The following is a 23,919-nucleotide window of genomic DNA, read 5'->3' on the forward strand; positions in this document are numbered from 1 at the left end:
CCTGAGCGTCTCTTCCGCCTTGGCCGGGCCGATCGACACGACCACCACTTCACTCGCCTTGCCGGCTTCCTTCAGCCGCAGCGCCTCTTCGACCGAGATCTCGTCGAAGGGGTTCATCGACATCTTCACATTGGCAAGCTCGACGCCCGTTCCATCCGCTTTGACCCGGATCTTGACGTTGTAGTCGACGACCCGTTTCACCGTCACAAGTATTTTCATGGATTCTTTCCCTCCAAGAACGTTCGCAGGAAAATGCGCCTTAACAAGGCGGCCTGATTGTCGGTTGGCGACATCGATACGCGTTTTTGCTCCATAGACAAGCCGTTCTTGACGCTAAATCGCGATGAACCAACGCCAATTCGATATGACCAGGCTTATTCATACTTACGTTTACGTACAGGTAAAAAAATCCGCTGGCAAGCGGAGGCGTAAGGGCGGCTTCTATCGGGCATGACCCCCAACGGAGGGCATGCAATCCCTTGAAAACTCGACCTTTATTTCTCGGGCTCCCCTCGAAAATCAACCCGGCCGGCCCCATTGCGGAGCGGGCTTCGAAGCGCCGGCGGCTGCCGGCAACGTTTCATCGGGCGCTCTCGTCCTGTGCTCCACGGCGCGTGGAGTGACAATGGTCCGATCGAATAGCGGCACACCGCGGCGTCGCAAAACGACAACGAGCAGGAGACCCGCGACGATGCCGCCGACATGCGCACTCCAGGAAACGCCGCCGGCGGGATCGGCCACGAACATGAAGAACTGCTGGCCGATCCAGAAGGCGAGCGGAATGGCGGCGGGGAGCGGCAGGGGGATGCGGAAGAGCACGAGCACCCAGACCCGCACCTTGGGGTGCAGGAGGAAATAGGCGGCAACGACGCCGGATATGGCGCCGGAGGCGCCGATCAGCGGCGCCTCCGAGGCCGGATCGAGGAGCCCATGGGCCAGCGCTCCGGCCGCCGCGCACAGAAGATAGAAAACGAGAAATCGAAAATGCCCGAGCGCGTCCTCGACATTGTCGCCGAAGACCCAGAGGAAAAGCATGTTCATGGCGAGATGCATGAAGTCGCCATGCAGAAACGAGTAGGTGACGAAGGTGAATTCGTCCGGAACGATCACCAGCGAGGGATCGAGGGCGGCATACTCGAAGATGATCGCGGGGATATAGCCTAGCCCGAGGATCGCAGCATTGGCGAAATCCTCGCTTGCGACGGGTCCGGTAGCGAGCCAGGCAACGAAATTGATGACGATCAGCGTGATCGTCACATACTGCACCCTTATGTGTTTCAGCTCGTTCCTGTCATGCAGCGGTATGAACATGCGATCCCCGAGACGACCCGCGCCGAAACAAAAATACGTTATCTGTTGTTGCCGGGGACCCAAAGGACATCGGCGCGCCCCTTGTCGTTCGCCCAGCGGGCCGCGACGAACAGGAAATCCGAAAGGCGGTTGACATAGGCAATCGCCTCCGCGCTGACGGCCTCGCCTTCCATCGATGCGAGTGCGACCATTTGCCTCTCGCCGCGCCGCGCTACGGTACGGGCAACATGGAGCGCGGCCGAAGCGGCGCTGCCGGCCGGCAGGACGAAGGAGCGCAGCGGTTCGAGGTCGGCATTCAGCCGGTCGATCTCCCGTTCGAGGCGCTCGACCTGGGCAGCGACGATGCGAAGCGGCTCGTATTCGGGCTTCTCGCCCGTATCCGGTGTGGCGAGATCGGCGCCAAGATCGAAGAGATCGTTCTGGACGCGCATGAGCATCGCGTCGAGATCCGGGATCGCATGCGTGTGCTGGCGGGCGAGGCCGACAAAGGCATTCGTCTCGTCAATGGCGCCATAGGCCTCGACCCTGAGGTCGCTTTTCAGGCGGCGTGGGCCGGAGACGAGGCCGGTGGTGCCGTTGTCGCCTGTCCGGGTGTAGATCTTGTTCAATTTTACCATGATGCTGTCGCTTTACCTCAGCTCGGACGGCCGCCGCCGGTCACCCAGAGCGTCAGCATGATCAGCACGATGGCGATGGCCTGGAACAGCACGCGGGCCTGCATGAGTTTGTTGGAGGTGTTGCCGCTGCCGCCCCTGGCCATGTTGAGCAGGCCGCGGATCAGCACGATCGCTACCAGGCCCATGACGAGCAGGGTCAGACCGGTAAGGAAGCTGTTCATGGCGTAAATCCTTGTGGTTCGGTCAGCCGAGACGACCGATGATGCGGTAGAACAGTGCCGCCGGCAGGAGCTTTTTGAGAAGCGCTCCCTGCCTGGCCGGCCTTGTCACTATATAATGCGGCCTCGGACGGCGTGCCGTCAAAGCGTGTTTCAGTACGGCATAAACGGCGTCGGGCCCGAGCTTGCCGGCTGCCGGTTTGCTCTCGCCGCGCAGGCGCCGCATCTGCCGCTCGTATTCCGCACGATGGACGGAATTCTCAAGATCGATGAACCGCTCGATATAGGCGATCGCATTGGTCGTGAATTTCGAGGCGATCGGGCCGGGCTCGATCAGGCTCACGCCGATGCCGCTGCCGGCGAGCTCCATCCTCAATGTGAGCGAAAGCGCCTCGAGCGCGAACTTCGAGGCATTATAGGCGCCGCGCCAGCGATAGGGCACGAGGCCGAGAATGGACGAGCACTGGACGATGCGGCCATGCCCGCGGGCGCGCATCGCCGGGATGACGCGCCGCGTCAGGTCGTGCCAGCCGATGACGTTGGTTTCGAGCTGGAGCCGCAGGGCCTCCGTCGGCAGGTCCTCCACCGCACCGGCCTGGCCGTAGGCGCCATTGTTGAAAAGCGCATCGATTCGTCCGCCGCTCAGCGCCATCACGGCTTCCACCAGCGCGGCAATCGTCTCCAGCCGGGTATAGTCCATGATGAAGGTCTCGATGCCTTCGGCCTCCAGCGGCGCCTGATCCTCCGGCCGGCGCACGGTCGCGAAGACCCGCCAGCCGTCCCGCTGCAGCGCCCGGGCGCAATAGGCCCCGATGCCTGACGAGCAACCGGTGACGATGATTGTGGGGCGATCCGGCATCCACGCGATTCCTGTAGAAATCCAAGCCCCATTTCCCATATTCATCGTTGGGATACAATTGAATTGCAAAGGCGATGGCTGGGACCGGAACGTGACGTCAAGGCCGTTCGCAGGTACTGCGCCGGCTGGTCCTCATCAGGAGCGGGATTGGTGAAAGAGTGGGAGACGGAATGCCGGCATTCGTTCGCATCATCTGGAAGGTCGTGTTTGATGCGCTCTGGCATTTCAGCGAGGACGATGGCTGGGCGATGGCCAGTCACGTGGCGCTTTCTTCCCTTATGGCCGTCTTTCCCTTTCTGATCTTCGGCACCGCGCTTGCCAGTTTTCTGGGCGCCGATCAGTTCGCGCAGACGGCAGTCCATCTGATCTTCGACACCTGGCCGGAATCGATCGCCAAGCCGGTCGCCGATGAAGTCGTGCGCGTATTGACCATCCCGCGCGGCAGCCTGCTTACGATCTCCGTTCTTGCTGCAGCCTATTTCGCGTCGAACGGCGTCGAAGCATTGAGGATCGCGCTCAATCGCGCCTATAGGGTTGCCGAAAGCCGCTACTGGTATGTGACGCGGCTTGCGAGCCTCGGCTTCGTGCTCGGCGCCGTGCTCATTCTGGCCGCCCTCAGCCTTCTTCTGGTCGCGGTTCCTCTGGCGGTCCGCAATGCGGATCAGTGGTTCCCCTGGCTGGATACGCTTATGGCGGCGGTGGACGATTGGGGCTTGCCCCTGACGCTGACCATGCTGACGGCAGGCTTGCTCGTCGCGCATCTGTGGCTGCCGGCCGGCCACCGCAACGTCGTCGACGTCCTGCCCGGCATCTTCCTCACGCTCGTGCTGTGGTCCGTCGGCGGCTACGCCTTCGCCTCCTACATCGCCAATTTTTCCAACTACGTGACGACCTATGCCGGGCTCGCTTCCATCATGATCGTCCTGGTCTTCCTCTACATGCTTGGCGCGATCTTCATCATCGGCGCGGAAATCAACGCTGCCATCCTGAAATACAAGGTGAAGCTCATGGTCAGGCGCAGTTTCCAGGGAGGCCGAGGAGAGTAAGGCCGCGAATTTCTCTCCTCATCGCTCGCCGAGAAGCATGGCCCTGACATCCGCAGGCCTGTGCCCCGAAGCCCTGAAGGAGGCGATTCCGGTGTCGCTGTTGCTCTTCGACAGTTTCCGTCCGTCCGGCCCGAGAACGAGGCGATGATGGTGGTAGACCGGCTGCGGCAGGCCGAGAAGTCTTTGCAGCAGGCGGTGCACCGATGTCGCGTGGTAGAGGTCGCGGCCGCGCACGACATGGGTGATCCCCTGCAGGGCATCGTCGACCACGACCGAGAGATGATAGCTCGACGGCGCATCCGAACGCGACAGGATGACATCACCCCAGGCGGCCGGATCGGCGACGATGGACGCGGCTTCGCCCGATTGGTTCGACCCCGTTTCTCGCCAGGTGAGTGGCCCGCCGGCCCGCCGCAGGGCCTCTCCCATGTCGAGACGCCAGGCATAGGGGCGGCCGCTCGCCAGGAGAGCGGCCTGCTCGTCCGGCGTGAAGCCGCGCTCGCGGCCGGGATATAGTGGTGTCCCGTCCGGATCGCGCGGCCACGCTTGCCCCTTCGCCTCTGCCGCGGCCACCGCCGCCCTTATTTCACCGCGCGTCATCACGGCGGGATAGACGAGGCCCATCGCGTTCAAGCGCTCGAGCGCAGCGGCATAGACGCCGAGATGTTCGGATTGGCGCCGCACCGGCTCTTCCCAATCGAGACCGAGCCAGGCGAGGTCCTCGAAGATCGCCGCCTCGAATTCCGGCCGGCAGCGCGTCCGGTCGATATCTTCGATCCTCAGCAGGAAACGGCCGCCCATGGCTGTCGCCATGTCGTGATTGAGGATCGCCGACAGGGCGTGGCCGAGATGCAGGAGACCGTTGGGACTCGGCGCGAAACGAAAAACCGGTTGTTCTGGTCGTGAAATCGGCATTCTTTTCCTTTGCCATGGAAGCGTTGTAAAGATCACCCGCTTTCTACAGGGCCGTGCGTCTTGCTGCGCACCAAGGGCTCTGTAGCACTTTGAATTCCTGCATGCTTCGTCCGTAAATCGGCGACGATCCCGGACACGTGCAGTGGGAGGATGCATGCGGATCATCCGGACGCACGAGGATATAGAGGCCGGTCTTGCCGGTCTGGTGATGCTCGATGCCCGGCTCGAACACGTCATCGACAAGGCGGGGCCGGTACCCTTGAGGCGCACCGACCCCGGTTACCGCGGCCTCGCCAACATAATCGTCTCCCAGATGGTCTCGAAGGCGAGCGCGGCGGCGATCTGGAACCGGATGGAGGCCTCGCTCGGCGAGATCACCGCAGACGCGGTGCTTGCGCTCGACGACGAAGATTGCCGACGCTTCGGCTTGTCCCGGGCCAAGGCCGATACGCTGAGAAGGGTCGCCGCTGCCGCGACCGCGGGCGAGATCGATCTCGACGCCATCTGCAACGCCGAAGCGGTGAAGGCAATTCACGAACTGACGGCGATCAAGGGCATAGGCCGTTGGACCGCCGAGGTCTATCTGCTCTTCTGCGCCGGCCATCCGGATGTGTTCCCGGCCGGCGATGTCGCCCTGCAGAATGCCATCGGCCATGCGCTGGGGCTCGAACTGCGACCGACGGCAAGCGAGGTCGATTCGCTCGCGGGCGGCTGGTCGCCATGGCGCAGTGTCGCCGCGCGGCTTTTTTGGGCCTATTATGCGCAGGAGATGCGCCGCGATGCGCTTCCCGTGACGCCTTGAAGAAAAAAGCGGATCCTTTGCTCCCTTTTCTTTGTGGCTTCACAATCCTGTCGCAACGCGCCTAATATAGAAGAGGCAGATGCCGAATCGCTCAGGAGAATACGCTTGACGATTGCAGTCTCACCTCAGGCCCTGCCGGCGCTCGTGTTGAACGCCGACTATAGGCCGCTGAGTTATTATCCCTTGTCGCTCTGGTCCTGGCAGGACGCGATCAAGGCGGTCTTTCTCGACCGTGTGACTATCCTCGCCGAATACGAACACTCCGTCTCGTCGCCGAGTTTCTCGATGCGGCTGCCGAGCGTCGTCTGTCTGAAGAGCTATGTCCAGCCGACACGCCACCCGGCCTTCACCCGGTTCAACGTATTCCTGCGGGACAAATTCGAGTGCCAGTATTGCGGCTCGCCGGACGACCTGACCTTCGATCACGTGGTCCCGCGTGCGCATGGCGGCCAGACCACCTGGGAAAACGTCGTCGCCGCCTGTTCTCCCTGCAACCTGCGCAAGGGCAGCAAGCTGCCGAAGCAGGCCGGCATGTTCCCGCACCAGAAGCCCTATCACCCGACGGTTCAGGATCTGCACAATAACGGCCGGCTTTTCCCGCCCAACCACCTGCATGACAGCTGGATGGATTATCTCTACTGGGATGTCGAGCTGCAGCCGTAAGGTTAAGACGCTCGACTCTGAGCTGACGCCTTCAAGGCACCACGCAGAGCGATCGCCGCGAAGATCAGGCTCGCAATGACGTTCCAGCCTGCGAAAGAAAGCCCGAGCACGCGCAGCGCCGCATCCGTGCAGGAGGGCGCGTGCTTCGCATCCAGATCGCCGAGCAGGTCGCCGACATCGGAAGAAATGCCTTGGGCCGTGGTGGCGCAGGTCGAGGGCCCTTCCCAGAAGTGCCACTCGGCGCCCGCATGGTACACACCGAGGCCCGCACCGACCAGCATCAGTATGCCGACGACGAGGAGCAGCGTGCGGGTGGTCCAGCCGGGCAGCTTCAGCACGCTGGTTGCGATGGCGAGAATTCCGAGCGGAATGCCGTAATAATAGGGATCGCGCTGAAGCAGGCACAGCGCGCAGGGGATGTAGCCCCCAATATGCTCGAAGCCGAGCGCACCGCCGACGGTCGCCGCCATGCCGATGGTGACGAGTACGGCACAAATGAGTTGCCGGCGCTGAGCGAACGAATCTGCAAACATGCACACCCCTCGGCGCGCGGAGCGGCGAACATGCCGCCCGGGCGCCAGTGAAATCGAACGCCGCCTTCTTAGGCAGGATCGCCGGCTCTGTAAATCGGGTCGCATGTTCGGCCGCCTGCACGCTTTTGTGATCGTATGGAGCAGCCGGCGGCCCCTTTCGTGGGAGCACTCGGCCAAATTCACACGATCGGCGAAATTCGCAACTTCGCGGTTGACCGGCCCGAAATCGATCGTGTAAATCGCAAGCGCTGATATCACGCATGCCTCTAGCCCCATTGGCGGAATTGGTAGACGCGCTCGACTCAAAATCGAGTTCCGAAAGGAGTGCTGGTTCGACTCCGGCATGGGGCACCAACTTCAAAGACAGCCGTTGATCTGAAACACTCGCAGCAGCATGGCTTTGAGCGTATTACGCCGGCGGATACAAAGTGGCTCGCCGTCGAAGATGTGGAAAGCGTTGCCGTCATTGAACGGGACCTTTCTGATTACTTCCTTGTGAAGTCCGTCCGATCAAAGAGTTGGCCAACCGGGAAGATCGACATGATCGGGTACCTTTTTAAAACCCGGATGACGCGTTCATCGCGATGGTCATTCTCGGACAGGGAAAGCTCCGAGGTTGTGGTCATCTGGAAGTGACTCACGTGTACAGGCTGTCGAATGGCTGAAACCGTGAATACCGCCGTTACCCTGTCTGCCCCTCCGCGCGGCCACCGCTGGGTCAGGTTGACAACGAATTCTTGCTGGTCGGGATAACCTCCGGGGTTATTGCCAGCGTGCGTCGCTGACATGCAGAGTGGCCGGAACCACACACTGTGGTCGACCGGCACCCAAACGCGCTCGTCATCGGGAATGACATGGGGGACCACCAGTTCGGGTGGCGATTCCTTCGGCATCGGCTTGCGATAGGGGAGCCACTTTTCAGAGCTGTCGCTATTGGGCTGGGACTGGTTGCCTCCGGCGCGCGACGAGCCGGAGGCAATGGGGCGTTATTTCACGAAGGCCTTGCCGAGGCCCATGGCGCGCTCCACGATCATAATGACGCCGAGCGTCAGCAGGATCAGCAGCGCGGAAGCTGCGGCGACCAGCGGGTCGGCCTGATTGTAGACGTAGTTATAGAGCTCGACGGGCAGGGTGCTGATGCGCGGGCCGGTTAGGAACAGCGTAATCACCACCTCGTCGAAGGAGACGAGGAAACACAGCGCTGCGGCCGCGACGATGCCCGGCGTCAGCATGGGCACGGTGACGCGGAAGAACACCGTCAGCGGTTTCGCCCCCAGCGTGCGCGCCGCCTCCTCGCAGGCGCGGTCCTGCGTGCTCAGCGACACGGCCAGCACCCGCAGCGCATAGGGCAGTGTCACCACCAGATGGGCGAAAACCAGCCCTTGCATCGTCGCCAGCAGCCCGAAGGAGGCGAAGACGATGAGGATGGCGAGGCCGAGCACGATGGTCGGCAACAGCAGCGGTGCGGTGAAGAGGTTGAACAAGAGGTCGCGGCCGGCAAAACGCAGCCGCGTCATCACCCAGGCGGCGGGCACGGCAATGACGATCGACAGCACGGTGACGATCGCCGCCAGCGACAGGCTCGTCCAGAAGGCTTTCAGCACCTGGCTGTTGGCGAAGAGCGCCGAATACCAGCGCGTCGACCAGAAGGACGGCGGGAAGCGCAACACCTGGTCGCCGGAAAACGACAGCGGGAAGACGAGGATGACCGGCGCGAGCAGGTAGACGAAGAGCAGGAAGACGACAATGCGCATCGGCCAGGTGGTCTTGTGGATTTCCATGCTTCCCTCCTAATCCAGACGCCGCAGCACGGCGGAGTAGGCCCAAAGCGCCGCACCGAAGACGATGAGCACGAGGATCGACAGCGTCGAAGCGAGCGGCCAGTTGAGCGTGACGATCGCCTGGTCGTAGATCTCGGTCGCAAGCAGGAAGACCCGCCCGCCGCCCATCAGCTTCGGCGTGATGAAGGACGAGACCGCGAGCACGAAGCAGAGCAGGCAGCCGAGCGCGATGCCGGGCAGCGTCAGCGGCAGGATGACCCTGGTGAAAGTGCGGGCTGGCGTGGCGCCGAGCGTGCGCGCGGCCTCCTCCACCCGCGGATCGAGCCGGCCGAAGCCCGCCATCAGCGCGAGGATCATGTAGGGCATCAGGATCTCGGTGAGGCCGACGAAGACGCCCTTGATGTTGAACATCAGGCTCGGCGCCGGCAGGCCGAGCGCCTTGATGGCGCCGACCACCGGGCCATCGTCGGTGAGGATGGCGATCCAGCCATAGGTGCGCACGACGGCCGAGGTCAGAAGCGGCGAGATGACGAGCACGGTGAGGAAGGTGCGCCAGGAGCCGGACGCCCGATGCAGGTAGAGCGCGATCGGATAGGAGACGACGAGCGTTGTCAGCGTGATCGCCAGGCTGATCCACACGGAGTTGAAGACCAGTTCGAAATAGAAGGGGTCGCTGAGCAGGCCCGCCCAGTTCTCCCAGGTGAAGACGGCCTCGATGCCGCCGCCGATGCGCGACTTGTTGAACGAATAGCGCGCGAGGTTCAGCACCGGCAGGATGAATCCGATCGCATTGACCAGCGCGATCGGCAGCAGCAGGAGGACGGCAAGCTCGCCATCGCGCCATTGCTGGGGGAGGGCAGGGGCAGGGACAGGGGCAGGGGTGGGGATAGCGTTCATTTTTCGCCCGCCGGATAAACGAGGGTGTCTTCGGCCGACCAGCCGAGCGTGACGCTGTCATCGACCGCAAGCGGGCTGCGGTCGCGTCGTGTCGCCTCTTCCACGACCACCTCCGCGTCGCCGACGCGCACGGCATATTGCACGAGATCGCCGATGAAGGTGATGCTCGACACCGTACCCTGGACCTTGTTGGCGGCCTCGCCGGTCTCTTGCATGCGGATGCGGTGCGGGCGCACGAGGATTTCGACGGTGCCGGGCGCAAGCGTGGTGGCGGAGCGCAGCTGCTGGCCGGCGGCCGTCAGCGTACCCTCGGAGGTGATTCTGCCCTTAAGGCAGTTGGTGCGGCCGACGAAATTGGCGACGAAGGCGGTTGCCGGTCGCTCATAGACTTCGGTGGGCGTGCCAAACTGCTCGACCCGGCCGCCGCGCATCACCACGACGCGGTCGCACATGGAAAGCGCCTCGACCTGGTCGTGCGTGACGAAGACGGCGGTGATGCCGCTCTGCTGCTGCAGCGTGCGGATCTGCACGCGCATCTCGTCGCGCAGTTTTGCGTCGAGATTCGACAGCGGCTCGTCGAGAAGCAGGATCGATGGCTCGATGACGAGTGCGCGGGCCAGCGCCACGCGCTGCTGCTGGCCGCCCGACAGCTCCTTCGGCTTGCGGTGGGCGAGATGGCCGAGCTGGACCATGTCCAGCGCCTGCGCCGCCCGGCTCTCCGCATCGCGCGCCGGCATGTTGCGCATCTGCAGGCCGAACGCGACGTTGCGCGAGACGTTCATGTGCGGGAACAGCGCATAGCTCTGGAACACCATGCCCATGTCGCGATCATGGATGGGAAGGCGCGTGATGTCGCGCCCTCTCACCATGATGCGGCCTCGGGAGGGATTGTTGAGCCCGGCGATGATGCGCAGTGTCGTGGTCTTTCCGCATCCGGACGGGCCGAGGAAGGCGACCATCTCGCCCTTGCGGACCGACAGGTCGAGAGAGGGGATCACGTTGACGGCGCCGAAGCTGACGCCGACCCCTTCCAGTCTGAGATGCTCTTCGGAAGCGGATGTCATGGGCGATCAATCTCCATCAACGGCTGAGCGGGATCACGCGACGGCGCCACTGCTCGGTGATGGCGTCGCGGATCTTGGCGACCTCGAGCCAGTTGATGTCGATCATCTTGTCCATCGCGCCGGCGGCGGTGCGGCTCAGCGCCTTTTCCGAGATGAGGGCGGCGGCCTTGGAATTGGTCGGCGCGTAGAACATCTGCTCGGTGAAGGCGGCTTGCACCTCCGGGCTCAGCGCATAGTCGATGAATTTCTTGGCGCTGTCGCTGGCGGGACCCCCTTTGACGAGGCCGATCACGTTGATCTGGAAGCCGCTGCCTTCCTCCGGAAGCACGACGCCGAGCTTGCCGTCGGAAAGATCGGCATAGACCTGCGCGCGGGCATTCCAGCCGATGCCGATGGCCGCCGTGCCGCTGGAGATCGGCTGGTAGACGTCCGGCCGCGGTTCCCAGGTCTGGACCAGGGGGGCGAGTTCCGCGAGCCGGTTGATGCCAGCCTCGACGCTTTCCATGTAGTTCGTGCCGCCGGCCATCTTGTCAGTGAGGATGGTTAAGGTCGTGCCCTGGATGTCCGGCACGGCGGGAATGGAGACCTGCTTGGCATATTGCGCGTCCCAGAGCGCACTCCACGAGGTCGGCGCCTGTTTCACCTTGTCGGTGTTATAAAGCAGAATGAGATTGTCGAAGGTGACGCCGACGGCATTAACGCCCTCGGCCTTGGCCTGCGGGTATAGATCGGCGAGATGCTTGGTGACGCTCTCGTCCATGGGGGCGAAAATACCCTCGTCGGTCGCGGCCTTCGCCACCGAGACGTCCATGATGGCGATGTCGATCTGCGGGGCGCTCGCCTGGGCGCGCAGCGTGCCCAGCATCTGGGCCGAGTTGGGCATACCGTAGAATTCCACGGTGATGTCCGGATTGGCCTTCATGAAGGGCTCGACGACGGCCTTAATGTAGTTTTCCTGGAAGATGCCGGAATAGGCGGTGAGCACCACCGTGTCGGCCATCGCCACCGAAGTGGCGAGGGCCATAGCGAGCGCGGCAAGGCCGGCGCGGGTTGCGTGTTTCATCGCGATCATAGTTTTCCTCCGCTCTTCAACCGAATTGTTCCCGTATGCTTATAGTGTTGGGCCGCCTCAGGCGGCCGAGGCTTCCACGATTTTCGTGGCGCCGGAAATGTCGGGCAGCTTCTCGCCCTCGCGCAGCCGTTCGAGGAGCACGAGCTCGCTCTGCTGCATGCCGAGCGCCTTGTCGGTCGCCCATTCCGCCTTCGACGGATCGAGCACCAGCACGCCGCTTTCATCGGCGATTATGGCGTCGCCCGGGTTGACCGTCTGCCCGCCGACCGAGACCGGCACGTTGATCGCGCCTTCGAGGCCGAGGATCTTGGTGGTGATCGGCGAGGGGCCGCGGCACCACATCGGCAGGTCGACGCGGCGGATCTCCGAAAAATCCGTTGCCGGGCCATCGATGACCGCGCCGATGATGCCGCCGAGCTTCATCGAATGGGTGACCACGCCGCCCCAGCAGGCGTGTTTGTCGTCGCCGCAGCGGTCGACGACGATGAAGTCACCCGGCCGCACCAGCTTGGTGAGATAATGCAGGATGGTCGAGTCGGCATGCGGCAGGCGCACGGTGACCGCCGTGCCGGCGATGCGCTTTTCCGGCAGCACGGCGCGCAGTTCCCGGTCCATGAAGCCCGAATGCAGGAAATGGCCGACGGTCGCGGTCTCGACCTGTTCCATCTTTGCAATGAGTGCCGGAGCGATCTGCTGCGGCATGGGATTGACGACGAACATGGTGGTATTCTCACAGAACGTGATGCTGGGCGACCGGCACGTCCCGGCGTACGGTGCCGATGCGGTCGAGATCGATGCGGGCCGAGGCGGCGCCGACGCCATCGGAGCATTGGGCGACCATGTGGCCCCAGGGGTCGATGACCATGGAATGGCCCCAGCACCACTTCTTGCCGTCCGCATGAGCGCCCGTCTGGCCGACGGCGACGAAATAGGTCTGGGTCTCGATGGCGCGGGCCCGGGCGAGCACTTCCCAATGGTCCTTACCGGTCATCAGCGTGAAGGCGGCGGGAAGCACGATGACGTCGGCGCCTTTGTCGCGCAGTGCCCGGAAGAGTTCCGGGAAGCGGATGTCGTAGCAGATGGCGCAGCCGACCGTGGTGTCGCCGACCTTGTAGGTCACCACGTCCTCGCCGCGGCCGATCGTGTCGGATTCGCGGTAGGAGACGCCGCCGGGCGTATCGACGTCGAACAGGTGGATCTTGCGGTACTTTGCGATTTCCTTGCCCTCGGGGCCGAAGACCACGGTGGCGTTGTAGTGGCTGTTGCCGGCCTTCTCGACCATCGAGCCGCAATGCAGCGTCACGCCAAGCTCCTTGGCGAGCGCGCTGAAGCGCTGGTAGCTCGGGCCGTCCGGAAAGCTTTCGCCGCTGCCGTGGACCGCATCGCGACCCTCGCCGAGAAAGGCGAAATATTCCGGCAGCACCACGAGGTCCGGCGCCTCGCCGGCCACCACGTCACGCACCAGACGCTCGGCCTCGTCGAGGTTTTTCGCTTTGTCGGAACCGGAATTCATCTGCACAACACTGATCTTCATCGAAGTCCTCCAAGTCTCAGTCCGGGCATCGTCAGGCCTTGAGACTGGAATGACAAACGATAAAGAATTGTCGCCCCTGATAGAAAAAACTTGTGGGTATCCCCTCAAGCCGAGATGCCCGCCGTGTCGAGCGAGGCTTCGCGGGCAATGACCGAAAGTATTGACGGGATTAAGTTTTCCGGGTCGTCGGCATAGACGGCGTGTAGCTTCAGCGCAGGGAAATGCGGGGTGATCGACAGCCGCTCCACCACGCCTTCCGCGATCATCGGCACCACCATGGGCACCGGCAGCAGCGCGACGCCGATGCCGTCGCGAGCAAGCCGCAGCATGGCCGAAAGCGAGTTGGAATTGGAAATGACCGGCGGCTGCACGCCGAGCTCCTCGAACTGCCGGAGCAGCCAGATATGCGGCACGCTGTTGCGCGAGAAGGTGAGCACGGGATGGTTGGAGAGGTCCTGCAGCGTGAGCTCCCGGCCTCCGAGCCCAAAGCACGGGGCGGCCACCCAGGCGCATTCCATCGTGCCGAGGTCGATGTTCTTGAGACCGGGGGTCAGCACCGGGCCCATCAAGAGCGCCAGGTCGAGCCGGCGCTCGCTGATCTCCTTGCCGATCGCCAGCGACGTGTCGACATTGAGGTCGAGTCCCAGCGCGGGAAAACGTTCCTTCACGCGCTCGATGAAAGTGGGCAGCCAGGCATGCACGATGGAATCGATGGTGCCGATCGACACGGTGGCGCGCAGGTGCTGCGGACTGCCGATTGCCACCTTGAAGCTGGCCGCGGCCTTCAGGAGCTCTTCGGCCGGCTGCATGGCGCGCTGGCCGACAGTCGACAGCCGCACGCCGCCGGGCACGCGCTCGAAGAGTTCGCAGCCCATCTCCGCTTCGAGGCTCGCGATGCGGTTGGAAACGGCGGCCTGGGTGGCATTCAGCCGCTCTGCCGCGGCGCGAAAGCTTCCGAGCCGCGCGACCCATACGAATGTTTCGACGAAGCGCAGGTTCATGCCGTGTCCCCCCGTCCCGTCGATACAGTCACTGCCGCGTCGATTCCACGCGTTTTTTCGCCGGCGGGGGCCTTACTCCGTGGGTGTGGCGTTGAAATCGGCGCCGCGGTCGGCGTCGAGCATCGCGTCGATCGCGATGAGTTCCGGCATCTTCAACCCGCTGGCGCCACCACGCTGAGTAACGGCCGGAGATGCGCTGCGACACTATCGGCTGGATCACGTTGAGCTTTTTCGGCCGCAACGGAGAAGCTGCGCAGCTTGGCCACCCAGAAAAACACTTCCAAGGATTTGAGATTGATCATGATACCGTACTCCCGTGGTACCGACTGTGCGTGACCAAACGAAAGGCCGCAATGGGCTCATACTGTTCTCTAATGAATCAAGGGCGGCAGCTCGGTTTGAGCGATATCGACGCTTTTGGGTGCCTGCGTTCTCTACGTGCTCAGGTGGCAGTTGATGGGGTAAGCTGGGCATGGAGCGGCTTGGTTGAAAGCGCAGTCGGCCGATCTGGTTGACCACATGCTGGCGCGTGCCCAAGCTGTTCAACCTGCGAATGGACCCCTATGAGCGTGCGGACCTGGTGTCCGATCAGTACAACGACTGGCTTGTAAGAAACGATTTCCTGCTGGTGAAGGGTCAATTGAAGGCTGCAGCGTTCCTGGAGAGCTTCATCAAATATCCGCCTAGCCAGCGCGGAGCCAGCTTCAACCTCGAAGGTGTGCGGGCCAAAGTGGATAAGGCGATCGATCAATCGTTCAAAGACCGCGGCATCGAGCAATAACGTTGATGGCCGGTCGAACCGGAAAGAACGCACCGAACCCGGTGCGTTCACCTCTCCCCAAAATCCGCGCCCACGGTGGGCACCGCCATTGAATTCCCCCGCGCTCAAATGCTAGCTGCATTGCAGCAAAACCCAGCTGCAGCAAGCTCATGCTACCGAAGATCGAAGACTATGACGAACTCTACGGCGAATTCCGCTGGCGGATACCCGATACCTTCAACATCGGCGTAGCCGTCAGCGACGGCTGGGGCGCGCGGGAGCCGGAGCGCGTCTGTCTCCAGCATTTCAGCTCGGACGGGGCGCATCTTGCGTTGACCTATGGCGCCTTTGCCGCCCGTTCGTCCGCTTTTGCCGGCGGACTTGCCGCACATGGGGTGAATCCCGGCGATCGCGTTGCCATCCTGCTGCCGCAGGGGTTCGAGGCGGCGATAGCCCATGCGGCAATCTACAAGCTGGGCTGCATCGCGCTGCCGCTTGCTCTGCTTTTCGGCGCCGAGGCGCTTGCCTACCGGCTGAAGGATGCGGGTGCGGCAGCGATCGTCACCAATCGCTTCGGCCATGAGCGGCTAACGTCGATCCGGGAAGAGCTGCCGGATTTGCGCCTGGTGGTGCTTGCCGAAGAACAGCACGAATCAGGCACCGTGCGGTTCGGTGAACTCGTGGCCCGGGAGGGCCGATTCGATCCCGCGGAAACGAAGCCGGACGATCCCGCTCTGATGATCTACACTTCGGGGACCACCGGGCCGCCGAAGGGAGCCCTGCATGGCCATCGCGTGCTGCTCGGCCATTTGCCGGGGTTCCAGTTCCATCACCACTTCCTGCCGCAGCCTGGCGACCGGATGTGGACGCCTGCCGACTGGGCCTGGGCGGGCGGTCTCCTGAACGCTCTGCTGCCGTCGCTTTTCTTCGGCGTGCCCGTGGTGTCCTCGCCGGCGCAGAAATTCGATGCGCATACCGCGTTCCGGATCATGGAGGAAATGGAGGTGCGCAACGCCTTCATCCCGCCGACGGCGCTCAGGCTCCTCAAATCCGTCGAGCGGCCGCGCGATCGCTACGCGCTCAAGCTGCGCACCGTCGGTTCGGCCGGCGAGGCGCTCGGGCGGGAGACCTTCGAATGGGCAAGGGCGGCGCTCGGCGTCGAGGTGAGCGAATTCTACGGCCAGACGGAATGCAATATCGTCATCTCCTCTGCGACCGATCTCGGCGTGGCGAAGCCCGGCTCCATGGGCAAGGCGGCACCGGGTCATCAGGTCGCGATCATCGACGGCGAGGGGCGGGTTCTGCCGCCCGGCGCGGTCGGGCAGGTGGCGATCAGGCGTCCCGATCCGGTGATGTTCCTCGGCTACTGGCGCAACGAAGAGGCGACCGAGTCCAAGTTCATCGGCGACTGGATGACAACCGGGGACCAGGGCGCCATGGACGAAGAGGGCTATTTCACCTTTTTCGGACGTGACGACGACGTCATCACGTCGTCAGGCTATCGCATCGGCCCGGGCGAGATCGAGGATTGTCTCGCCGGGCATCCGGACGTGCAGCTCGCCGCGGCCGTCGGCAAACCGGACCCGCTCCGGACCGAGATCGTCAAGGCCTATGTCGTGCTGAAACCCGGCGTCTCTGCCGGCGACGAGACCGCGGCAGGGATCCGCGACTGGGTGAAGAACAGGCTGTCGATGCATGAATATCCGCGCGAGATCGCTTTCGTCGACAGCCTGCCTTTGACCACCTCGGGCAAGGTGATCCGCCGGCTTCTGCGGGAGAAGGCGGCGGCAGAGGCGCGCGCCGTGTCCGGCGGCTGATGTTCGGCTGAAAGATCAGCGGCCTGCCAGCGCCCGGATCTTTTCACGCAGCAGCCGGGCCATGTTTCGGGTATTGCGATAAAGGTGGAGCTGCGCGGCGACCTGACGCACGTCGCGGTCGCGGTTCTGTGCCAGCCCGATCACGAGCGTGCCCATTTCCTCTCGCTCCTGCCACAGGCGGCTCATCACCGGATGATCGGGCACGGCGCAGGAGTCGGAGCGGATGATATTGGCATCGTCGAGATGCCACTCCGTGAGCTCCGCGACAAGCAGCTTGCCCGGAGAGTATTTCGCATAGCGCTCGTCATAGGCGGTCTTCCAGGCATAGGCTTCGCCGGCCATCAGCAGAACGACGATGGTCGCGATCGCCTTGCCGTCAAGATCGAGCGTGTGAATGCGGACGCTGTCGGCCTCGGCCAGATTGTTTACCGCTTCCCTCGCGAAAGCGGCGCGGAACCGGTCCATGATCATGGCGCTGCGTTCGCGGCCTTTCCAGCCGGACGCTTCGAGGACCAGGAACTCCTCCATGCGCAGGCGGATCTCATCGGGTTGGCGCGCGACATTGTAGGCCAGCGATCCCTGCTTCGCGAGATTGTTCCACTGCCGCTTCAGCTCCCTCAGGCGCTGGGGGCCCGCGGCCTCGCGCAAATAGGTGGGGCCGTCCAGCAGGCTTTCGAGCATCGGCCGGCTGAATGTATCCGTCACCGTCAGCGGCAGGTTTTCGCCGATCGCGACGGCACGGGCAAGCTGCGCAAATTTGCCGTTCAACCTGATGTCCGGAAGCACGAGCACCGGCGGCAGGCCGGCGGAAGGCGCGGCCAGCGCTTCGTAAAGATTGCTGATCGTCTCGGCCGCGTCTTCGGCATCGAGGAGGGGCGTGCCCAGCGGCCCGAAAGGATTGGACCAGGCGCGAATAATGGTCGCGCCGATCGAAAAACCCGGCTTCTCTATCGAGAACGGCATGAGAAAGCGGATTCGGCTTCTCTGTTCGTTTTGGTCGCGGATGACCGCAAGCCGGATTACCCGGTCCTCGAGGCGCGGCATGGCCGGCGCGAGAAAGCGCCCGGTAAAGAAGACGTTCTGCTCGATGGCGCGATTGGAGAGAAAGTCGAGCTCGCGCTGCAGGTCGTATCCCGCTCTCGCCGGATAGACCGCGAGGTGCCGTCCGGGCCTTCCGACCATCAATGTCCGCTCGGACTGCAACGTATCGGGACCGGATTGCGCGAGGCTGCCAAGCAGGCGGTTGGCGCTGCCGTTCACGTCTGCGGAAAGGACATTGCCGATCATGGCTCAAATCGCCTCGTTCTTGTTGTTCACGCTCCCCGCGCCGGCAACGGCCAGCAGGGGAAAGCCGAAAGTGCGCCTTACGGCGAAATGCAGGATGGCTGCCTCCACGAACATCGCGCCGGCAGTGGCGGCAGCTGCGCCCGTCAGGCCGAAGACCGGGATGAGTGTCACGTTCAAGGCGATGTTGACTCCGAGCGCGGCCGCATAGAGCAGGACGCAGAGCTTTTGCCGCCCCGCCATCGTGAGCAGCGTTTCGGCGGGTCCGACAAAGGCCTTGGCGAGAATTCCCGTCAGCAGGATCGCCATCAAGGGGGCGCCCGCCGTGAACGCCGGGCCAAACAGCGAAAGCAGGGTGTTGCCGGCTGCGAGTACGCAGCCGCCGATCGCCAGGGACGGCCAGAAGGACCAGCGCGCGCTTTCGACGGCGATTTCAGCCAGCTGCCTGCGATCGCCCGCGGCCATTGCCGCAGAGAAACGCGGACCTGCTGCCGCCTTGACGGCGAACATCACGAAATGGACGAGCGCCATGGTCTTGGCCGCCGCAAAATAAACCGCCACATCGTCGGGATTGAGATAGAGGCCCACGATGACGACGTCGGAATTGGTGAGCAGGAAACCGAAACCGTCGACCAGAAAAATGGGAAGGGAGACGCTGAGCCACCGCCCGAGCTCGATCTTCATCGGCCCGCGCACGTAATGGCGGCGGAGCCGCCATGCCATCGTCACGAATTGTCCGAGCGTGGTGACATAGGCCGCCCCCAGCGCAGCGCCCATGGCTGTCGTCGCATCGCGCGGAAGCCCGGCGGCGATCGCGATGACCATGAAACCGAGGATCAGCAGCGGCCGCACGAGATAGGTCGGGCTCATCGCGACGATGGGCCAGCTATGCGCCCGCGCGGTGCCGTCCAGTACGTCGCCGAGCGCGATCATCGGCAGAGTGAACAGGCCGAGATAGAGGGGAATCACATAGTAACTTTCGATGGCGGAGCCGAAGAGCCAGAGGCCGGCTCCGCCGACTGCGGCGAGAACGGTCGCGGAAAGCATCGCAAAGACCCGCGCCGTCGTGGTCAGACCGCGGATGTTCGCAAGCGCGGCGGTGGTATGGTATTCCGGCAGGAAGCGGATCACGGTCGCATGGAAACCGAGGCAGGACAGGTTTCCGAAGAGGACGACCAGCACCCAGACGAAAATGAAGATGCCGTATTCGAACTCGCCGACGAGGCGCGCAAGGACGATTTGCGAGACGAAGGCGATGGCTGCGCTGACGATACGGATCAGAAAGGCGATGAGCGCCACGCGCTGTGCACGGTTCCTGGGATCGTCCCCCGCAAGAAGCGACGCGAGGCCGTGCAAGAGAAGAGGCAGGCGATATCTCAGCGCCGACGGCAGCATTCGTCCGGCCGATTGACATACCGCCATGAACACGAGGACACCCTGACATTACGCAATACTGGGCTTCACTTCTGTCAGATCAGCGTTAACAAAGGGTTCAGCACCCTCGCTTGAGGGCGAGGAAGCCGGGCTTTTGCCCGACTTCCTCTTCAATCATGCCTGGGCGTTCCTTCTGGACTGCAACTGCCGGCGCGCGATCAGCACGACACCGGCCATTGTCGAGGCATAGACCACGAGCGGCCATGCGCTGTCGCCGGGCAGTCCGATCACGAGCAGTGTCCCCGCCGTCCCGACGATGAGGCTTTGGACGCAGAAATAGACTGCGACCGCCGAACCCGCCATGTATCCGAACTCTTCGAGCGCGCCGTTTGCAGTCACCGATACGGTGAAGACGATGCCGACCGCCATGACCCACATCGACGTGACGAACGTCCAGGGCGAAGGGGTGCCGAAGCTTTGCCCGGCGGCCAGGAGCGCCGCCCCGAGAAGCAACATGCACATGCCCCGCAGGAGGCTGCCCGAAGTTCCCCATCGGGAGACGAACCGCCTGGCAAAGCGCGCCGTGATGATCATCACGATTGCTACAGTTGCAAAGGCGAGGCTGAACTGCAGCTCCGAATATCCTGCCCTGTCGATCAGAACGCGCGGAGAGGTGGAAAAGAACACGAAAAACGTGCCCATGGCGGCGCTGAAGCCGAGGGTATAGGTCCAGAAGGCGAGGCTGCGGAAAAGGGGCCCGAATGCGCGCCGCGGCAGCGCTGCCGCCGAAGGGCGGGTTTCATGCCAGCGAGGCAGTGCCTGCACCAGCGCGATTACGGCAAATGCACCGAGCGTAACGAAGATCGAGCGCCATCCGAACCTCTCCGCCAGCATGGCGCCGGCTATCGGTCCCAGAGCGGGAACGAATGCCAGAATGGAACTGAACAGGCTGTAGATAACCGTGCTTTCCGGGCGGTCGGCATAGACGTCCCGGATCGTCGCAAAGGTGGCCACCAGGGCCGCAGATGCGCCAACCGCCTGCAGGAAGCGGAAAGCGACGAATGGTATGGTGCTGGAGGATGCCGCAAGGCAGAACGACGCCGCGGCGAACAGCATCGCTCCGCCGATCAGCACAGGTCGTCGTCCGATGCGATCGGAGACGGGCCCGAAGACGATCTGGCCGAGGCCGAGCAACACCATATAGAGGCTCAGCGTGAGCTGGACCACGGCAGGACTGGTCCCGAGAATACCCGGCATCGCCGGAACGATCGGGAGATAGATATCCATGGCCAGGGAGGCGAGGATATCGAAGGGCGCCATCAGCAGCAGCGCTGCCGGCAGCGAATAGCGCCAGACATGAGGTTTTTTAGGCATGGAAAGACATCCGCTCAAATGAGGAACATTCGGCGGCGGCCTGCCTTCGGCACGGGGGTCGGCTCGACAGACGCCGCAACAACAAGGAAAAAGCGTTGTTGCGGCTTACTTGTCCGAGGACTTTTGAGCTCCCATGCTACGGCTCCATGCGCATCTTGAGGTGAGGTAAGTTGCCTGCCATGTCAGTGGCAGGCAGACAATCGTTCGCGCGCCCGACCGGACGCGCAGCACCGCGGGTCAGGCTTCGTAAACGCCGTGGCAATGCTTGTATTTCTTGCCCGAGCCGCACGGGCAGGCTTCGTTGCGTGCGACTTTGCCCCAGGTTGAAGGGTCGGCCGGATCGCGGTTCGCAGGCGCGACCGCCAGCAGCGTCTCGCCGGCCTGCGCGAAGTCGTCCTCGCCGGTCAGCGGATCGATGTGGTGCGCCTGCATCGGTGGCAGCGGCTGCGGTTCCTCGGGCGCCTCGCGGACCAGCTCGACACGCATCAGCTGTGCCGTGACCGCCTGACGCAGATTGCCGAGCAGGGCCTGGAACAGCTCGAAAGCCTCGGACTTGTATTCCTGCAGCGGATCGCGCTGGGCGTAGCCGCGGAAGCCGATGACCGACCGCAGGTGGTCGAGGTTGACGATATGCTCGCGCCAGAGGTGGTCGAGCGTCTGGAGGACGACGGAGCGCTCGACATATTGCATGATTTCGGGGCCGAAACGCTCGGCGCGCTCGGCAGCCGCCTTGTCCACTGCGGCAGTGATGCGCTCGCGGATATCGTCCTCGGCGATGCCTTCTTCGGCGACCCATTCGGCGATCGGCAGGTCGAGATTGAAATACTGCTGGACGTCGGCCTTCAGCCCCTCGGCATCCCATTTTTCGGCATAGGCCCGCTCCGGAATGCGTTTGGCGACGATTTCCTCGATCACTTCGTTGCGCATGTCGGTCACCGTATCGGTGACGCTCTCCGCGTCCATCAGTTCGATGCGCTGCTCGAAAATGACCTTGCGCTGGTCGTTGAGCACATCGTCGTATTTCAGGAGATTCTTGCGGATGTCGAAGTTGCGCGCCTCGACCTTCTTCTGGGCGCGTTCGAGCGCCTTGTTGATCCAGGGATGGACGATTGCCTCGCCTTCCTTCAGGCCGAGCTTCTGCAGCATTCCGTCCATGCGGTCGGATCCGAAGATGCGCATCAGATCGTCCTGAAGCGACAGGTAGAACTTGGAGCGGCCCGGGTCGCCCTGGCGGCCCGAGCGGCCACGCAGCTGGTTGTCGATGCGGCGGCTTTCGTGCCGTTCGGTGGCAAGAACGTAGAGCCCGCCGGCGGCGAGCGCCTTTTCCTTGAGCTTCTGAACCTCTTCCCGGATCGCCTTTTCGCGCGCTTCGCGCTCCGGGCCGGGCTCGACATCGGCCAGCTCCTGCTGGATGCGCATGTCGGGGTTGCCGCCGAGCTGGATGTCGGTGCCGCGGCCGGCCATGTTGGTGGCGATCGTGACCGCGCCGGGGACGCCGGCCTGCGCGACGATATAGGCTTCCTGCTCGTGGTAGCGGGCGTTCAGCACCTGGAACTTGGAGAAGCCGCTCTTCTTCAGCATATCGGCGAGAAGTTCGGATTTCTCGATGGAGGTGGTGCCGACGAGCATCGGCTGGCCGCGCTCATGTGCGGATTTGATCTCGTCGATGATCGCCTTGAATTTTTCGCCGACGGTGCGATAGACCTCATCGTCCTCGTCGACGCGCTTGATCGGCAGGTTGGTCGGCACCTCGAGAACTTCGAGGCCGTAGATGTTGCCGAATTCCTCCGCTTCCGTCGCAGCCGTACCGGTCATGCCGGCAAGCTTGTCGTACATGCGGAAATAGTTCTGGAAGGTGATCGAGGCGAGCGTCTGGTTTTCGGGCTGGATCTGCACCTTTTCCTTGGCTTCGAGCGCCTGGTGCTGGCCTTCGGAGTAGCGGCGGCCGGGCATCATGCGGCCGGTAAACTCGTCGATGATGACGATCTCGCCGTTGCGTACGATGTAATCCTTGTCGCGGGTGAAGAGCTTGTGGGCCTTGAGCGCGTTGTTGACGTGGTGAACGATCGCCACGTTCTCGATGTCGTAGAGCGACTCGCCCTTCAGCAGGCCGGCCTCGCGCAGCATGTTCTCGAGCTTCTCGGTGCCTTCTTCCGAAAAATTGGCCGAGCGCTGCTTCTCGTCGATTTCATAGTCTTCCGGCGACAGGCGCGGAATGAACTCATTGATGGTGTTGTAGAGATCGGAGCGGTCGTCGAGCGGGCCGGAGATGATCAGCGGGGTGCGCGCCTCGTCCACCAGGATCGAGTCGACCTCGTCGACGATGGCGAAGAAGTGGCCGCGCTGCACCATCTGGGAGCGCTCGTACTTCATGTTGTCGCGCAGATAGTCGAAGCCGAGCTCGTTGTTCGTCGCATAGGTGACGTCGCAGGCATAGGCGTCGCGGCGCTGTTCGTCGGAGAGACCGTGGACGATGACGCCGGTGGTCATGCCGAGGAAGCCGTAGATGCGGCCCATCATGCCCGCATCGCGCTGGGCGAGGTAGTCGTTGACGGTGACTACATGCACGCCCTTGCCGGCGAGCGCGTTGAGATAGACCGGCAGGGTGGCGACGAGCGTCTTGCCTTCGCCGGTCTTCATTTCCGCGATGGCTCGCTCATGCAGGATCATGCCGCCGATCAGCTGGACGTCGAAGGGGCGCAGCCCGAGGACGCGGAGCGCAGCCTCGCGCACGACCGCAAAGGCCGGCACGAGAATGTCGTCCAGGGTCTTGCCGCCGGCGAGCTCACTGCGAAATTCCGCCGTCTTCGCCGCCAGGGCCTCGTCGCTCAGCGCCTTCATTTCGGCTTCGAGAGCATTGATGGCGTCCACCCGGCCCTTGTAGCCGCGGACGCGGCGATCGTTGGCGGAACCAAACAACTTGCGGGCAAAGCCGCCGAGACTGACCATGCAAATGGTCCTTTCCTTATTTGTCGCCTGGGGTTTCAGGCGAGCGGT

The 23,919-nt window shown here is 63.2% G+C and carries 23 protein-coding genes, 1 tRNA gene and 2 pseudogenes; 7 read left to right on the top strand and 19 right to left on the bottom strand.

Annotated elements, in window-relative coordinates; translation table 11 throughout:
* The 5 genes from CN933_RS30570 to CN933_RS30590 all read right to left on the bottom strand — a co-directional run.
* Nucleotides 1–219 (bottom strand): electron transfer flavoprotein subunit beta/FixA family protein (locus CN933_RS30570; protein WP_522954424.1); only part of this gene is annotated, 219 nt, incomplete at its 3' end.
* A gap of 300 nt (nt 220–519) precedes the next feature.
* On the bottom strand, nt 520–1,311 hold the full coding sequence (locus tag CN933_RS30575; RefSeq protein WP_018096926.1) for a rhomboid family intramembrane serine protease: 792 nt from the start codon (nt 1,309–1,311) through the stop codon (nt 520–522).
* A 38-nt stretch (nt 1,312–1,349) separates the two neighbouring features.
* Nucleotides 1,350–1,928, bottom strand: coding sequence for a cob(I)yrinic acid a,c-diamide adenosyltransferase (locus CN933_RS30580; RefSeq protein ID WP_018096927.1), 579 nt, complete (start codon nt 1,926–1,928; stop codon nt 1,350–1,352).
* A 17-nt stretch (nt 1,929–1,945) separates the two neighbouring features.
* The gene (locus CN933_RS30585) at nt 1,946–2,149 is read right to left on the bottom strand and encodes a twin transmembrane helix small protein (RefSeq protein ID WP_018096928.1); all 204 of its coding nucleotides are present in this window, start codon (nt 2,147–2,149) and stop codon (nt 1,946–1,948) included.
* Between the two features lie 22 nt (nt 2,150–2,171).
* Nucleotides 2,172–3,005: an SDR family oxidoreductase gene (locus tag CN933_RS30590; protein WP_018096929.1), complete on the bottom strand. Its 834-nt coding sequence runs from the start codon at nt 3,003–3,005 to the stop codon at nt 2,172–2,174.
* A 170-nt stretch (nt 3,006–3,175) separates the two neighbouring features.
* Between CN933_RS30590 and CN933_RS30595 the strand changes: the two genes are divergently transcribed.
* Nucleotides 3,176–4,051 (top strand): YihY/virulence factor BrkB family protein, encoded by an 876-nt coding sequence (locus CN933_RS30595; protein ID WP_018096930.1) that lies wholly within the window; start codon nt 3,176–3,178, stop codon nt 4,049–4,051.
* An 18-nt stretch (nt 4,052–4,069) separates the two neighbouring features.
* On the opposite strand, the gene gluQRS is transcribed toward CN933_RS30595, so the two are convergent.
* A complete protein-coding gene (gene gluQRS / locus CN933_RS30600) occupies nt 4,070–4,966 on the bottom strand; it encodes a tRNA glutamyl-Q(34) synthetase GluQRS (RefSeq protein WP_018096931.1) in 897 nt (298 codons plus the stop codon).
* Between the two features lie 154 nt (nt 4,967–5,120).
* Between gluQRS and CN933_RS30605 the strand changes: the two genes are divergently transcribed.
* Together CN933_RS30605 and CN933_RS30610 are read left to right on the top strand one after the other, a co-directional pair.
* Nucleotides 5,121–5,768, top strand: coding sequence for a DNA-3-methyladenine glycosylase family protein (locus tag CN933_RS30605; RefSeq protein WP_018096932.1), 648 nt, complete (start codon nt 5,121–5,123; stop codon nt 5,766–5,768).
* Between the two features lie 105 nt (nt 5,769–5,873).
* On the top strand, nt 5,874–6,431 hold the full coding sequence (locus CN933_RS30610) for an HNH endonuclease (protein WP_018096933.1): 558 nt from the start codon (nt 5,874–5,876) through the stop codon (nt 6,429–6,431).
* A 2-nt stretch (nt 6,432–6,433) separates the two neighbouring features.
* On the opposite strand, the gene CN933_RS30615 is transcribed toward CN933_RS30610, so the two are convergent.
* A complete protein-coding gene (locus tag CN933_RS30615; RefSeq protein ID WP_018096934.1) occupies nt 6,434–6,964 on the bottom strand; it encodes a disulfide bond formation protein B in 531 nt (176 codons plus the stop codon).
* A gap of 269 nt (nt 6,965–7,233) precedes the next feature.
* Here CN933_RS30615 and CN933_RS30620 point away from each other — a divergent pair.
* Nucleotides 7,234–7,318: transfer RNA gene (locus CN933_RS30620), tRNA-Leu, on the top strand.
* A 317-nt stretch (nt 7,319–7,635) separates the two neighbouring features.
* Nucleotides 7,636–7,749, top strand: a pseudogene (locus CN933_RS32645) (RcnB family protein); the annotation flags it as partial.
* A 201-nt stretch (nt 7,750–7,950) separates the two neighbouring features.
* Here CN933_RS32645 and CN933_RS30635 read toward each other — a convergent pair.
* The 8 genes from CN933_RS30635 to CN933_RS30670 form a co-directional block, all read right to left on the bottom strand.
* Nucleotides 7,951–8,745 (bottom strand): ABC transporter permease, encoded by a 795-nt coding sequence (locus tag CN933_RS30635; protein ID WP_018096937.1) that lies wholly within the window; start codon nt 8,743–8,745, stop codon nt 7,951–7,953.
* A gap of 9 nt (nt 8,746–8,754) precedes the next feature.
* A complete protein-coding gene (locus CN933_RS30640) occupies nt 8,755–9,642 on the bottom strand; it encodes an ABC transporter permease (protein WP_018096938.1) in 888 nt (295 codons plus the stop codon).
* The gene (locus CN933_RS30645; RefSeq protein WP_102763382.1) at nt 9,639–10,706 is read right to left on the bottom strand and encodes an ABC transporter ATP-binding protein; all 1,068 of its coding nucleotides are present in this window, start codon (nt 10,704–10,706) and stop codon (nt 9,639–9,641) included. Before CN933_RS30645 ends, CN933_RS30640 begins: the two co-directional genes overlap by 4 nt.
* Before the next feature lie 16 nt (nt 10,707–10,722).
* Nucleotides 10,723–11,778 (bottom strand): ABC transporter substrate-binding protein, encoded by a 1,056-nt coding sequence (locus CN933_RS30650; protein ID WP_018096940.1) that lies wholly within the window; start codon nt 11,776–11,778, stop codon nt 10,723–10,725.
* 57 nt (nt 11,779–11,835) lie between these two features.
* Nucleotides 11,836–12,498, bottom strand: coding sequence for an RraA family protein (locus CN933_RS30655; protein WP_018096941.1), 663 nt, complete (start codon nt 12,496–12,498; stop codon nt 11,836–11,838).
* A gap of 10 nt (nt 12,499–12,508) precedes the next feature.
* Nucleotides 12,509–13,312, bottom strand: coding sequence for a carbon-nitrogen hydrolase family protein (locus CN933_RS30660; protein ID WP_102763383.1), 804 nt, complete (start codon nt 13,310–13,312; stop codon nt 12,509–12,511).
* Between the two features lie 104 nt (nt 13,313–13,416).
* Nucleotides 13,417–14,313 carry a LysR family transcriptional regulator gene (locus CN933_RS30665; RefSeq protein WP_018096943.1) on the bottom strand — a complete coding sequence of 299 codons (897 nt, stop codon included), beginning with the start codon at nt 14,311–14,313 and terminating at the stop codon, nt 13,417–13,419.
* Nucleotides 14,314–14,465: 152 nt separating this feature from the next.
* Nucleotides 14,466–14,615 carry a hypothetical protein gene (locus CN933_RS30670; RefSeq protein ID WP_018096944.1) on the bottom strand — a complete coding sequence of 50 codons (150 nt, stop codon included), beginning with the start codon at nt 14,613–14,615 and terminating at the stop codon, nt 14,466–14,468.
* 221 nt (nt 14,616–14,836) lie between these two features.
* Here CN933_RS30670 and CN933_RS30675 point away from each other — a divergent pair.
* Together CN933_RS30675 and CN933_RS30680 are read left to right on the top strand one after the other, a co-directional pair.
* Nucleotides 14,837–15,094: pseudogene (locus tag CN933_RS30675) on the top strand (arylsulfatase); the annotation flags it as partial.
* Between the two features lie 149 nt (nt 15,095–15,243).
* Nucleotides 15,244–16,890: an AMP-binding protein gene (locus CN933_RS30680; protein WP_018096946.1), complete on the top strand. Its 1,647-nt coding sequence runs from the start codon at nt 15,244–15,246 to the stop codon at nt 16,888–16,890.
* Between the two features lie 15 nt (nt 16,891–16,905).
* Here the strand turns inward: CN933_RS30680 and CN933_RS30685 are convergent, their stop codons facing one another.
* The 4 genes from CN933_RS30685 to secA form a co-directional block, all read right to left on the bottom strand.
* Entirely contained in the window at nt 16,906–18,177 is a 1,272-nt protein-coding gene (locus CN933_RS30685; RefSeq protein ID WP_018096947.1) for a GNAT family N-acetyltransferase, read from the bottom strand.
* A gap of 3 nt (nt 18,178–18,180) precedes the next feature.
* The gene (locus CN933_RS30690; RefSeq protein ID WP_018096948.1) at nt 18,181–19,569 is read right to left on the bottom strand and encodes a lipopolysaccharide biosynthesis protein; all 1,389 of its coding nucleotides are present in this window, start codon (nt 19,567–19,569) and stop codon (nt 18,181–18,183) included.
* 153 nt (nt 19,570–19,722) lie between these two features.
* The gene (gene cml / locus CN933_RS30695; RefSeq protein ID WP_102763384.1) at nt 19,723–20,922 is read right to left on the bottom strand and encodes a CmlA/FloR family chloramphenicol efflux MFS transporter; all 1,200 of its coding nucleotides are present in this window, start codon (nt 20,920–20,922) and stop codon (nt 19,723–19,725) included.
* A 237-nt stretch (nt 20,923–21,159) separates the two neighbouring features.
* The gene (gene secA, locus CN933_RS30700; protein ID WP_018096950.1) at nt 21,160–23,871 is read right to left on the bottom strand and encodes a preprotein translocase subunit SecA; all 2,712 of its coding nucleotides are present in this window, start codon (nt 23,869–23,871) and stop codon (nt 21,160–21,162) included.
* Nucleotides 23,872–23,919 lie beyond the last annotated feature (48 nt).

It is taken from the genome of Sinorhizobium sp. M4_45, from assembly GCF_002885915.1.
Lineage (GTDB): Bacteria > Pseudomonadota > Alphaproteobacteria > Rhizobiales > Rhizobiaceae > Sinorhizobium > Sinorhizobium meliloti_A.

Coding starts and splice junctions, on each gene's coding strand:
- CN933_RS30685 (WP_018096947.1), bottom strand. CDS start 18,177: ATGATCGGCAATGTCCTTTCCGCAGACGTGAACGGCAGCGCCAACCGC.
- CN933_RS30575 (WP_018096926.1), bottom strand. CDS start 1,311: ATGTTCATACCGCTGCATGACAGGAACGAGCTGAAACACATAAGGGTG.
- CN933_RS30690 (WP_018096948.1), bottom strand. CDS start 19,569: ATGCTGCCGTCGGCGCTGAGATATCGCCTGCCTCTTCTCTTGCACGGC.
- CN933_RS30680 (WP_018096946.1), top strand. CDS start 15,244: ATGCTACCGAAGATCGAAGACTATGACGAACTCTACGGCGAATTCCGC.
- CN933_RS30635 (WP_018096937.1), bottom strand. CDS start 8,745: ATGGAAATCCACAAGACCACCTGGCCGATGCGCATTGTCGTCTTCCTG.
- CN933_RS30580 (WP_018096927.1), bottom strand. CDS start 1,928: ATGGTAAAATTGAACAAGATCTACACCCGGACAGGCGACAACGGCACC.
- CN933_RS30670 (WP_018096944.1), bottom strand. CDS start 14,615: ATGATCAATCTCAAATCCTTGGAAGTGTTTTTCTGGGTGGCCAAGCTG.
- secA (WP_018096950.1), bottom strand. CDS start 23,871: ATGGTCAGTCTCGGCGGCTTTGCCCGCAAGTTGTTTGGTTCCGCCAAC.
- CN933_RS30595 (WP_018096930.1), top strand. CDS start 3,176: ATGCCGGCATTCGTTCGCATCATCTGGAAGGTCGTGTTTGATGCGCTC.
- CN933_RS30590 (WP_018096929.1), bottom strand. CDS start 3,005: ATGCCGGATCGCCCCACAATCATCGTCACCGGTTGCTCGTCAGGCATC.
- CN933_RS30665 (WP_018096943.1), bottom strand. CDS start 14,313: ATGAACCTGCGCTTCGTCGAAACATTCGTATGGGTCGCGCGGCTCGGA.
- CN933_RS30660 (WP_102763383.1), bottom strand. CDS start 13,312: ATGAAGATCAGTGTTGTGCAGATGAATTCCGGTTCCGACAAAGCGAAA.
- CN933_RS30640 (WP_018096938.1), bottom strand. CDS start 9,642: ATGAACGCTATCCCCACCCCTGCCCCTGTCCCTGCCCCTGCCCTCCCC.
- CN933_RS30650 (WP_018096940.1), bottom strand. CDS start 11,778: ATGATCGCGATGAAACACGCAACCCGCGCCGGCCTTGCCGCGCTCGCT.
- CN933_RS30645 (WP_102763382.1), bottom strand. CDS start 10,706: ATGACATCCGCTTCCGAAGAGCATCTCAGACTGGAAGGGGTCGGCGTC.
- CN933_RS30615 (WP_018096934.1), bottom strand. CDS start 6,964: ATGTTTGCAGATTCGTTCGCTCAGCGCCGGCAACTCATTTGTGCCGTA.
- CN933_RS30585 (WP_018096928.1), bottom strand. CDS start 2,149: ATGAACAGCTTCCTTACCGGTCTGACCCTGCTCGTCATGGGCCTGGTA.
- gluQRS (WP_018096931.1), bottom strand. CDS start 4,966: ATGCCGATTTCACGACCAGAACAACCGGTTTTTCGTTTCGCGCCGAGT.
- CN933_RS30655 (WP_018096941.1), bottom strand. CDS start 12,498: ATGTTCGTCGTCAATCCCATGCCGCAGCAGATCGCTCCGGCACTCATT.
- CN933_RS30605 (WP_018096932.1), top strand. CDS start 5,121: ATGCGGATCATCCGGACGCACGAGGATATAGAGGCCGGTCTTGCCGGT.
- cml (WP_102763384.1), bottom strand. CDS start 20,922: ATGCCTAAAAAACCTCATGTCTGGCGCTATTCGCTGCCGGCAGCGCTG.